The following is a 12,310-nucleotide window of genomic DNA, read 5'->3' as shown; positions in this document are numbered from 1 at the left end:
TGTTCAGGGCCGGTACGGACCGGCCTGATTGTTTACCTGCTGTTCCAGTGCTTTAAAGCATCCAACTTTGTTAAGCAATTCCATCATGACAAATAGCGGTCCAATCAGCAGCCCCATCAGATCATCCGCAAAAGCGGGTTTCTTCCCTTCAAAATAATGTCCTATAAACTGGATAACCCAGCCAATGACAAATAAGCCGAGCCCCATGACATAAAACCAGACAACGTCCAGACCGGCATGTGTGGCCGCATCGAATGCTAAAGTAACGGCACCCTGACAAATCAACAGAAAGGCTATCATCCAGCTGCCAAGCGTGGGCGACAAATATAAATAGTACATACTAGCCAGTAAAATTAAGCAGCCAGACAAGCTCAGTTGCGTCTGAAAAACGCTTCCCAATGGCCAGAATGTCATCCAGACAACGGCAAACACAATCAGTGGGACGCCAACAAAGTGGGTCGCAATGTTGCGCTTATCTCTGTGGTACAAGGCGTAATTGACCAGGTGTTGCTCAAGTGTTTTCATCTTTCTAGTTCTTTTGAGTAATTACTTTATTTTATAAAGCAACAATCTGCTGAAAAAGTCAACACTGTACCACTATGTGGCCTACACAACGGTCCGGGAAGGAAAAATAAAAATGCCGCCAGGCGACTGGCGGCATAAATCACTGGGTTATCAACGGTGATGAACACTGTCTGTCATCTCCGTTATCTACTACTGTAGACCAAAGAAAAAAACAAACAAGATAAAAACATAAATTTAACCAAAACATAACCTATCCGACATTCCTGAATGCCGTCCGGCTTGCGCTTGCATAGACAGTTGTAATACTTGTGGCTGACAATTGAGCTCCAGATGTCGCTTTGCGCGTGTAATTCCTGTGTACACCAACTGGCGATTTACCCCTTTGCCTGCACGCTGAATAGGCGGCAAAATAAGCGCGGTATAATCAAACTCCGACCCCTGCGACTTGTGGATCGTCATGGCATATACCAGCTCATAACTGGGCAGCCTCGCCGGGTAAAAGTGCCTGACAGTATTTTGCTCGTCGATAAAGGTTGCGTAGAGCTGATCTTGCTCATCAGGCAATAGAATACCAATATCGCCATTAAAGAGTTTTAGCTGATAATCATTTTGCGTGATCATAATCGGCATCCCGGCATAGAAACGGTTAAACGGCGCTATCAGTCCACGCTGAGCAAGCTTTTGTTCAATTCGCTTATTCAGCTCAGAAACACCATAAGGACCCTCTCTGACAGCAGCCAGTAGCTGATATTGACTAAACAGCCCGTGCACCTCCTCTGGCTCTCGTTTATCCACAATGGCTGCCAGGTATCGACTGTAATGATCAGCCGCTCGATCCAAAAGCGCGTTGTATTGACTCACACTCAGCCCATAAAAACTCAAATCGCTGAAGCCATGGTTGATCACCTGTTGCAGTCGCTCGGGCTGGTTATGATTCACCGCACTCGCCAGCTGGCCGATCCCACTGTCACTTTTAAAGCGGTGGCTTTGTTGCAAAAACGCCGTGGCGTCAGCCAGTGCATAACGCGTTGCTTTACCTTTTAATAAGGCTTGCCCAGCAAAGCACACCTGATTTAAAAACGCCGCACGGCTGGCGGTATAGGCGGGTTGTGATCCCAGTTTCAGATGATTACACAAATCGCTCAGAATGCTCCCCGTATCGACCGAAGCCAGTTGATCTTTATCGCCCAACAGGATCAATCTGGCATGGGAAGGTAATGCCCTGACCAGCTTGCTCATCAAGGCCAGATCCACCATAGATGCTTCATCTACTATCAGCAAATCGATATGCAGCGGGTTTTGTTCATGATGGATAAAACGATTGGTATGTGGGATCACGCCAAGCAAACGGTGCACTGTTTGCGCCTGTTCGGGGATCAGACTGGCCAGTTCGGGGGCCAACGCCAAACGCCCTTTCGCCCCAATAATTGATTCGCTGAGCCTGGCAGCCGCTTTGCCGGTTGGAGCCACCAGCTTGATACTCAGTGGCACCTCGGTATACAGAGATTGCAAGATAGCCAATAACTTAGTCACGGTGGTGGTTTTACCGGTTCCCGGACCTCCAGTGATCACGCAAAACCCGCTCGATGCAGCCATTGCACAAGCGACCTTTTGCCAGTCTACCCCCTCAGCATTGCCACTGGGAAAATACTGATCCAGCAACCCACTTAATTGTGATTCATTCAGTTGGATAGGTTGCCGGGCCATCTGTAAAAAACGGCTACTCAGGTACGCTTCATATTCTGCTAATCGCGCCAGGTATAACCGGCCTGAAAATAACCTTAACGGCTTGTTTTCTCCTACCGCAGGGTGTGATTGCAACGCACCGAGGGCAGCATCCGGACTATCAAACGGCGTGTAGGGCAAAGCATGCGCTGCGCCTGACATACCCGCAAATACCGTCATCTCTTCAGCACTCAACGAAAAGGGGTTCTGCCAGTCGATGTCTGCCAGCAATAAACAGGTATGCTGACTTTGTTCAGCCCGTTGCAGCAACAAAACAAGATAGAATACCGCATCATACTGCTCCTGACACAACAGCTTTGCCAGGGCGACATCGGCAGCACGCACGCGCTGGGTATGTACCAGCAGCGCAATATATGCCTGATGATCCAAATCATCAGACTGAAATTCAAACATCCCCTGTGTCATTATTGTTCTCCCGCATCAAATAAGGCGTCCAATTGCAATAACGTTCTTTCATCCAGTTGCGTAAAGAAGCAACCGGCACCGTCTGGTAATGCACGCAAAAACAAATAATACACGCCGCCGAGGTGCTGCTGAGGGCTGTAGTCTGTAAGACGGTGCTTTAGTAGTCGATGTAAAGCAACAGAATAGATCAGATATTGAAGATGGTATTGATGCGAGCTCATCGCCAGGGCCAAATTGTCAACCTGATAGTCTGCCGCCGTGTCACCCAGATAATTTGATTTATAATCGAGGATAAAATATCGCCCCTGCCAGACAAAAATCAGATCGATAAAGCCTTTTAACATGCCCTGCACCTCATCAAAGCGCAAATGGCTGGGCACACCTGTGATTTGCGCAACCAATTTATTTAGCCGGGTATAGGACAAACGTTTCAGGGGTAGCTGAAACTCCATTTCTACCAGGCAGTCAGATACTGACAACTGACCCAGAGTCAGCTCTGGTAAGGGCATTAGGGGCGCATTTAAACACCCCTCGATCCAATGCTCAAGCGTTTCCTGCCAGACAGTGTCCAGGTGATATTTCTCCAGGCAAGTCTGAGTCGCCTCGGCCAGAGTCAGTTTGTCCGGCCGGGTGGGCGCGTGTGGCGCTGTGAAATCAATCTGCTCAAAGATTTCGTGTAAACAGCTCCCCGCCCGGGCACCTTTCACAAAAGTATAGGGGGTGTAACGCTTGATCACACTGGACTCAGGCAAATCTATTTTATGGTTTTCATCCTGTGCACCCACAGGCCGATCAGCACTTGTCTCATGATAACTCAGCTGACTAAAGCTGGTCATTCGCCAGTTTTGTTCAATCACCACTTCGACGGCTCGACTTTGCAAACGCTGAGGTGACTCTGTCCGCTCTGGTTGATAAACACAAGGTGCGACCTGCAATGACTGATAAGCCATCCCCTCATGGACTGAACATAAGCTGCGTAGCTGTTCATGCCACTGTGCAGCATCGGTAATTTTATCGGTGCCAAACAGCACGTGCCCTAGCGCACATTGCTGGATCCCTGGCTTTTTGCTGCGCCCCAGTGGCAAGTTATACAAACCGAGGCTGCAAAAATGAATCGCCCGTGTTAACGCCACATAAAGCAGCCGAATATCCTCTGCAAGGCGTTCCCGCTCAGCGCTTTGCCGTGCGCTATCGTCGGCATCCAAATCCAGCACCAACTCCCCATTATCATGGTAAATTGCTTCGCTGACCTCCCGATAAGCACTGGCAAAAGGCAGGTAGACCAGCGGGTATTCCAATCCTTTAGAAGCATGCATTGTGACAATTTTAACCAGATCGGCGTCACTCTCCAGGCGTAACTGGGTGCCCTCATAGCTAGGATTAGCGCACTGAGATTGTAACCAGCGCATGACCCGCTGCGTTCCTTCAAGTTCGATCTGTTTATGTTGCAACAACTCGGCAAGGTGGCGATAATCAGTCAGCCAGCGCTCTACTTCAAAGCCAGCTTGCTGCCACAGTCTGACTAATTGGTTGTCTACCAGTAAAGACTCCAAAGTTGCCATGGCTCCCTGTTGATACCAAAGCTGTTTCAAGTGGGCAAACTGCATCAGATAACGCTGCCACTGCCCTTCTTGGGTACGCAATGCAAAAATTTGCTGTTCACTCAATGCAAACAAAGGCCCGGCCAGTACGCCACGCAAAGCGGCTTCATCATAACTGCCATGCACCACGTGTAATAACTGCCACACAGCAACGGCCACGGGCTGCGAAAAAACACTGTCCCGGGCCAGGTATACGCTGCTCACGCCTGCCGCCTGTAAAGCGTGCTTAATAACGCCCGCTTCTCCCCTGTCACGAACCAGTACACAAATATCTGCTGCCAGCACAGGTCGCTGACCTATACAAGCATGCCCTTGCTGAGCCTTTGTGAGGATCTGCGCAATCTGTGCGGCAAATCCCTGCGCCAGCAGTGGGTAGGCCGTGGCTTTGGTCGTAACGGGCGAATCGTCGTCCTCGAGTACGTTGAATTGCAGGGCCGCAGGTTCAACACCATCCAGGGTAAACGTATTGTCGGCGTCTTTACCTGCCGCCTCAACTTCAATAAAAGGTATGTCGCGATTGAATATAAAACTATCTGCCTGCGCAGTAAAAATCGCATTCACGGCAGCAACTACCCGCTTGGCTGAACGATAGTTCTTATCCAGTGTGAATTGCCGGGCTTCGTCGACCTGATGTTTGGCACCGATATAGGTGAAGATGTCCGCCCCCCGGAAGCCATAAATGGCCTGTTTCGGGTCGCCTATCATGGTCAGGCCGCAACTGCTGTCAGTGCCATAAACGCGTGAAAATATGCCAAACTGGATCGGATCTGTATCCTGAAACTCATCAATCATAGCGACCGGATAGAGCTGTGCAATTTTCTCTGCCAGCGCCTCACCTTGTGCGCCGTGCAATGCTTGATGCAAATTCTGAAGCAGATCATCCGGCGAGATCAGGCTGTGTTCGAGCTTAGCCTGCGCCATCAAAGCGCGCACTTCATTCAATGCATGTTGCAATAGCGCAATAGGCAGCCCCTTTGCAACACTTTGATGTAATTGTGCCATTTCATCAAACCAGCTCATCGCCGGATGCACAATCGGCTTACCCGTTTTAGTGTAGTTCTTCGGATCACTTAATTGCGCTTCTCCCCATAAAGCAAAAGAATGTTTACTGGTACCAAACTCAAAATACCAGCCATCCCCCATACAGTAGTCGATTAACGCCTGGATATTGGCAGGTCGCCCGGGCGCTTTATTCTTCGCAATGCCTGAGTCGCGCAGCACCTGAAAAAAGTCTGAGTTTAACAGTTGCTGTTTAAACTTATCTGCACGGCTTTGATATTCGGCCCTCTGCGCCAACACAACTGCCAGATCCAGTTCTGGCTGTAATCGGGCGTCACCGCGCTTGAGCAAGGGATAGAGGCGTTTTGCCAGCGCCTGTGGGTGAGAGAAATGTGATAAAACCAGCTCAGTTTTGTCTGAATCTAACGGGTAAACAAAGCGCCGCCAGTGATCCTCCACTGCCGCGTTAAATAACTCGCTGTCATCCAGGATAAATTCCAAATTAAAGCTGAGGTTAGATTCAAATGCATGCTGCTTGAGCATTCGCTGGCAAAAGCCGTGAATAGTAAAAATGGCCGCTTCATCCATGGACTTAGCGGCAGCATCCAGCAAGTGATACGCAGCTTCCTGATCAACCACTTGTGCCAGCAACTCAATGATCAGCGTGTCATTGCATTCGCTACCCAACAAAGCATCCCGTGCCTGCACGATCCGTTTGCGTACCCGATCTTTGATCTCCTGGGTGGCAGCATCGGTAAACGTCACCACCAGGATTTGCTCAACGCTAAGGGGGGGAGTTTTGGTCTGGTTATCAATTAACCCCAGTAAATAACGCAAATACAAACCTGTGATGGTATAAGTTTTGCCAGTTCCGGCACTGGCCTCAATCAGGTTATGGCCCGACAGAGGCATGGTTTGGGGATCAAGCCGTCTCATAGCGGGTCTCCTGTGCAAGATCAATAAGGGGAGTCAGCAGATCACTACTCAACTGAACAAACTCAGCTTCACAAGCCTGTAAAGACGGGAAGCTCAAAGCGACATAAGGATCTTCACTGTCACCAAACCCTATGTACTGACCACCCACAAATTTATTCAGGGCTTTGCTCATATCTTGCGTTTTACAATATTCGTAACTGGTGGCCGGGAAAAACGGCACAGCCCGGGTAACCAGCTGGGCATAAAACGCCAGCCATTTTGACAGCTGCTTATGTGCCTCATCATGGCCAAGCGGCGCAAACACAACTTGCTCGTCCAGCCCATAAATATGAGTTTCTATATCCTGGGTCACGCAGTTAGCTATCAAGTGCATCAGATAGCCACGGATCCGATCTTTACCTTTGATGCTGGCTGTACGATAAAATACCTGTTTGCTCTGATAGACATTGGCAAGCCAGCCGAGTAACTGGGTTGTACCAATTTGCAGCGATATTTCTATGGGTTCCACATGCTCCGTCATAACGTCTTTTAAACGCCCCGACATGGCAGCAACACGCCCTTTGAGCTTTTGCAGTTCCACCACCCCCACATTGGCCTGTGGCAGCTGAGCTCGCTGCAGCAGCTGGGCTTCAGGCAAAGGGGCATCGTTCAGTTCACTGTGCAAAATTTCATCCAGATATTGATAGCGCGTCAGAGGGTCTAAGGCAAATGGTTCACTGTCTGGTGTGTCCTCTTCCAGCATGACCAGACGCACGCCCAGCGTATGCTGATAAAACCAGCGCTGCGGTGCCAGACAGGCGCGCAAAAAATCGGGTAATTCCAACTCTTCAGCCAACTTAACCTCAATAGCAGACTCGGTGTTCTGTTGCGCCACTTCAGTGTCTTTCTCACTGTTTGACGGGCACCAGTTGGGATTGAAACTGTGCAAAGTGCCTGGCAGATAATGCTGATTGCTGAACGGCTGCAAAGGGGCCTGACGATATACCTGCTCACTGGGTTTGAGTGACTCATCAGGATAGCAAAAAGCGCGGTCCAGATATTCGCATAATTCGCTGACCAGAATGGACGGTACCTGAGGCTCATTGTTATAACATGAGCGTCCCAGGTAACTGATATAGAGATGCTGGCGTGCACTGAGCAACGCTTCTAAAAACAAATAACGGTCATCCAGCTTACGAGAGCGGTCACCTTTACGACGACGCGAATACGGCACTAAATCAAAACCAATGGGTTGCACTTGTCGCGGATAATCGGCGTCATTCATACCCAACAAGCAAACAACTTTAAACGGCACCGCCCGCATCGGCATCAGGGTACAAAAGTTCACCGCACCGGCCAAAAACCTTTGTCCGACGCCCTTATCTTTTATTCCCTGACGAACTTGATGCAACACAATTTTAGCGTCAACGGCACCGGCAAAATCGCCATTCTCATGGTGCTTTTCCAGTCCGTCGATCACCTTATGTAACTGCATCAGATCCCAGCTCTGCTCTGTGTCCTGATCGTAAAAGTCTGCCAGCATCTGCCTCAACACTGCGCATTTCTCATCGAGCGGTGTCGCGACTAATAGCTGCTCGCGCGCCTGCGCCAGCGCTTCAATAAAAGCAATGAGCTTGCTCAATGTATTCACTGCCATGCCTTCTACCGCGTCTGCCGGGTATATCTCATTATACGCCGTCAGTTCATCGGCACTGGCAATACCCAAAAGCAATCGTTTAAGACCATGCTGCCAGGTATTGAGGGCAATTTCCGGCAATCCATAATCACCTTTATGTTCACCATTGAGTCCCCACTTTACAGCCACCTGCTGAAGCCAGGTCTGGATCTGAACAAACTCGCTCTGCTCAACAGCAAAGCGGTTACTGATGGGTTCAACCCCCAACAGGTCCAGTATATCCGACACACTAAAACGACTAAATGGCAGGCCAACCAGTGTTACAAACGAGTTCAGTACAGGCTTTTCTTGATCTATGCTCATATCGGCCAGTGCAAAAGGTATTTTTCTCACCCCTGATGCACTGCCAAATACGGCTTCAATATAAGGACTATAAGTGCCTACGTCTGGCATCATGACGATGATGTCTTTTGGCGTCAGTGTCGGGTCTTCGTGAAACAAACCCAGCAAATGATCATGCAACAGCTCAACTTCACGCAAAGGGGTATGGCAGTCACACAGTAGTAACGAGCTGTCAGCCTGCTCTATGGTCAGGCGCCCTTGGGCACTTACGTACCAATTTGGATCATCGACCAGGGATTCCCCCTTAAAAGCAAGTTGATATATTTCCCGCTGTAACTGAGCCAGCAAACTGTCGCCAAACTGGTCAACAAAGCCATCCAGCCATCGTGCATCAGTTTGTAATAGCTGCTCCAGATAATCTCGGCCTAGCTTACCCCAGGAGGACAACAAGGGGTTGCCCGTATTGTAATAGCTGGCTTCCCCGGATTGTTTTTGCAGCTGGGCATCCACTGCTGGCCTTACCTGATACTTGGCAAGGATCTTAGCCTGGGTTTTCTCATCAACCAGATCGCCCCAATAGTGCTCACTGGGATTAAAAAAGAACAATATGACATCACTCTTTTGCGCCAGTGCAGTAAATATCTCTAACTGGTTAGTCGCCATGGCAGAAAGACCGAATATGCAGATCCGCTCAGGTAAGGTTGTCGGGTCGGCTTCGGCCAGTTTTGTCAGCAATTGCTGGTGCATATTTGCCCGGTTATAGGGGCTTTGTCCCAGCTGATGGGTGTGTGCTACCAATATCCGCCACAGATCTGGTTGCCAGGGCGCGATATTAATATCGACATCCTCAAGCATATCCGTGCCTTGCTCCCACTGTTCTAACCAGTTTGGCCGGTACATCAAATATTGGTCATACACGTCGGCAATTTTCTCACACAACGCAAAGCGCTTTAGCTCACTTTGTGACTGGTCACTGGCATCCTCAAGGTAAGCTCTGAGCGGCTCGTAAAGCGGATTCGAGAGCTGCTGTGGCAGCAAAGTGAAAAGCTTCCAGCTCATGTTATTTTTATTAAACGGCGACTCTTTCGGTACATCTGGCAAAAACTGTTGATACAGCTGCCAGATAAAGCTCAGTGGCAACGGAAACTCAACCTGTGCGGCATACCCAATATCCCGGCTCAGTCCATTCTTGAGCCACTGAGACATACCTGGCGACTGCACCAGTACAATGTCATTGGCAAAAGGATCCGTAAGCGGAGCCTGCTTCAATAATGTCGTAAATTGCGCTTGAAGGGCTTCCATGCGATTTGATTGGATTATATGCAACATAATGATGTCTCTGGCTTTTTAACCAAGTATTCGGGCTTTGGTCAGTGTAAGAGATTTCGCAGGCTAATATCAACGTGCCTGATTGCCTGTAACCTGAGGAAAATGAGTAAAGGGCGCGGTAACTGAATGATGTTACCGCTGAATGTGCGAGCCGTTTAGAACAAGTCGATCCCGGAGCCTTCGTCATGACGCTCCAGCTTATGGTCGTTTAACAGCGCCTCAAAAAACGCCAGCTGATCGCGGCCATTTTCTTTTGCATAGTACAAAGCTCTGTCTGCATTCTCCAATACATTGATTGGGAAATCATAAGGGCTGATCCGCGCAAGCCCGGCACTGACAGTCAGCTTCTTAACAAACGGAAAGTGCGTGTTACGAATAAGGGCTAAGAACTTTTCTAGTTTTGCCTCGATGGAAGCCTGATCTGTGGGTTCAAACACTAAGACAAACTCTTCGCCGCCAAAGCGAAATAACAGGTCCGTTGAGCGGAAAAACTGCTGCATTTTTTGCGCAACCAGCAGGAGTACTTCATCACCGCAGACATGGCCATAGTTATCGTTCACTTGTTTGAAATGATCTATGTCTACCATAGCTAGCCAAGATGTAGCGCCCTGATGGAATGTACGTGGGTCCTGGTCATCGCGAATATGGCGGTTTTGTTTTATGACCTGTTTCTCTAACAGCTGCTTGAGTTTTTTCTCAAAGGTCTGACGATTCAATAAACCGGTTAGTTTATCCCGCTCATTTTCGTGCAATATGGTCAGATAATTTTCGTAAATGCGCACAAAGGCATTAAGCAACACTTGCTCGCTACTGTCCAGGCCACCTGAGTGTACTTCAATTGCACCCACCGGTGTTTCATGGATGTTGATAGGCAACCAACGCTTTTCTATGCCGTCTGCACTTTGCACCGTAATAATGCAGGAAGACTGCAAACAAGAAATCAACTCAGACTGTGGTTGCTCAATTACTTGCCTGTCAAGCCATTCAAATTCCCGCTCACCATGCATGGTTAATCCAATACTTCGCTCTACCGCAAGATCTTCCTGAGTATTAAAGTTTTTATACACACACAGATGCTTACACCCTACCAGCTCCTGAATCGTCGAAAGCAGACTGTATTCGAGTGAATCTATGTCTCTTGTTTTAGTTATTTTGATGACTGAATTGAGAAGTTCTTCTTGCATTAGATATTCACAGACTCGATTAATGCCGAATATAGTAACGGCTTTTTAGCCAACTGTGTACTACCAAGTATAACGTCACCAAAAACTATTAGGCACTAAGACAGGAAAAAGAAAACGCAAAAAGGCGTCCGATGGACGCCTTTTTTAAATTAGGAATGGCGGAGAGAGAGGGAGTCGAACCCTCGATACGCTATAAACGTATACACGAGTTCCAGTCGTGCGCCTTAAGCCACTCAGCCATCTCTCCGCACTGTAGCACCGCTAAGGTGCGGCGCTAATACTATGAAAAGTGTACCACTTTAGCAAGTAATTTTTGTAAAAACACGGCTAAGTGCTTAGTATCTAAGCAACTTGACCTACTTTTGCAAACTTGCTGAGAAGTCCAGCATGCGATTCAATGAGCGCAAAGCACCTTCACGTAGTTCCATATCAACGAAGACTTCTTTACCACTTGGATCAATTAACGCTTCTTCTATGGCTTTAAGGCCATTCATCGCCATCCACGGACAATGTGCACAGCTCTTACAGGTTGCCCCTTCACCCGCAGTAGGTGCTTCAAAGAACTCTTTTTCAGGACACAGCTGCTGCATTTTGTAAAAAATACCACGGTCAGTCGCGACAATGAACTTCTGATTCGGCATATCCTGTGCAGCTTTAATCAACTGGCTTGTTGAACCAACGGCATCTGCCAGGTCAACAATTTCAGCCGGCGATTCAGGGTGTACCAACACTGCAGCATCCGGATGCAATGCCTTCATGTCTTTCAGTGCCTTAGTTTTAAACTCATCGTGAACGATACAGGCACCGTTCCACATGATCATATCCGCGCCGGTTTTCTTTTGAATGTAAGAACCCAGGTGTTTATCCGGGCCCCAGATGATTTTCTCACCTTCAGAATCCAGGTGCTCTACAATCTCAAGTGCACATGACGAAGTCACAATCCAGTCAGCACGCGCTTTCACCGCGGTTGAAGTATTTGCATACACAACCACTTTTCTGTCCGGGTGTTGATCACAAAACGCAGAAAACGCATCGATAGGACAGCCCACATCCAGTGAACAGGTTGCTGCCAGAGTTGGCATAACAACGGTTTTTTCTGGTGTCAGGATCTTGGCCGTTTCACCCATGAAGCGTACACCAGCAACGATGATCATATCAGCATCTTGTTGCTTGGCGCCAAAACGCGCCATTTCCAGTGAATCAGCGACACATCCGCCCGTTTCTTCAGCCAGAGCCTGAATCTCGGGATCGGTATAGTAATGGGCAACCAAAACAGCGTTCTTTTCTTTTAACAACGCTTTAATTCTGGTTTTATATTCGGCTTGTTCCTGCTTAGTTAAAGGGGCAGGTTTTGGAGGAAAAATATAATCCTCCGGCATAATTTGTTCTGCTAGACTCATTCTCTCGACCACTAGTCCACATATACGGGATATCCGCGAATTATACGAAAATCGGGGCGATAATCCTAGTTGAAGTCGGTATTTTGAAGGAAAATTTAAAAGATTATGATAAAGGAGAGAAGTAACAAGAATGGTGGGTCATGATGGACTCGAACCATCGACCAATGGATTAAAAGTCCACTGCTCTACCAACTGAGCTAATGACCCGCTCGAAGATACTTAAGTAAT

General features: G+C 48.4%; 6 protein-coding genes and 2 tRNA genes. All 8 read right to left on the bottom strand.

The genetic code is table 11. The features are described 5' to 3' along the window. Positions 1 to 3: 3 nt before the first annotated feature. Positions 4 to 525, bottom strand: a complete 522-nt coding sequence (locus MHN31_RS11700) for an Mpo1-like protein (protein WP_125561903.1) — start codon at positions 523 to 525, stop codon at positions 4 to 6. A 234-nt stretch (positions 526 to 759) separates the two neighbouring features. Next, positions 760 to 2,676: an exodeoxyribonuclease V subunit alpha gene (recD, locus tag MHN31_RS11695; RefSeq protein WP_239444322.1), complete on the bottom strand. Its 1,917-nt coding sequence runs from the start codon at positions 2,674 to 2,676 to the stop codon at positions 760 to 762. Beyond that, positions 2,676 to 6,212, bottom strand: coding sequence for an exodeoxyribonuclease V subunit beta (gene recB / locus MHN31_RS11690; RefSeq protein WP_239444321.1), 3,537 nt, complete (start codon positions 6,210 to 6,212; stop codon positions 2,676 to 2,678). The genes recD and recB overlap by 1 nt, the downstream gene beginning before the upstream one ends. Continuing rightward, positions 6,199 to 9,498 (bottom strand): exodeoxyribonuclease V subunit gamma, encoded by a 3,300-nt coding sequence (recC, locus tag MHN31_RS11685; protein WP_239444320.1) that lies wholly within the window; start codon positions 9,496 to 9,498, stop codon positions 6,199 to 6,201. Before recC ends, recB begins: the two co-directional genes overlap by 14 nt. A gap of 155 nt (positions 9,499 to 9,653) precedes the next feature. Next, on the bottom strand, positions 9,654 to 10,682 hold the full coding sequence (locus tag MHN31_RS11680) for a GGDEF domain-containing protein (protein WP_125561911.1): 1,029 nt from the start codon (positions 10,680 to 10,682) through the stop codon (positions 9,654 to 9,656). Between the two features lie 156 nt (positions 10,683 to 10,838). After that, a tRNA-Ser gene (locus MHN31_RS11675) sits at positions 10,839 to 10,929 on the bottom strand. Between the two features lie 109 nt (positions 10,930 to 11,038). Continuing rightward, positions 11,039 to 12,082, bottom strand: coding sequence for a quinolinate synthase NadA (gene nadA / locus MHN31_RS11670; protein WP_239444319.1), 1,044 nt, complete (start codon positions 12,080 to 12,082; stop codon positions 11,039 to 11,041). A gap of 131 nt (positions 12,083 to 12,213) precedes the next feature. Beyond that, a tRNA-Lys gene (locus MHN31_RS11665) sits at positions 12,214 to 12,289 on the bottom strand. Between the last annotated feature and the right edge of the window lie 21 nt (positions 12,290 to 12,310).

Source organism: Pseudoalteromonas sp. McH1-42 (genome assembly GCF_022347845.1).
GTDB lineage: Bacteria > Pseudomonadota > Gammaproteobacteria > Enterobacterales > Alteromonadaceae > Pseudoalteromonas > Pseudoalteromonas rubra_D.
Note: the sequence above shows the minus strand (reverse complement) of the source record. Positions and strands in the feature narration are given on the sequence as shown.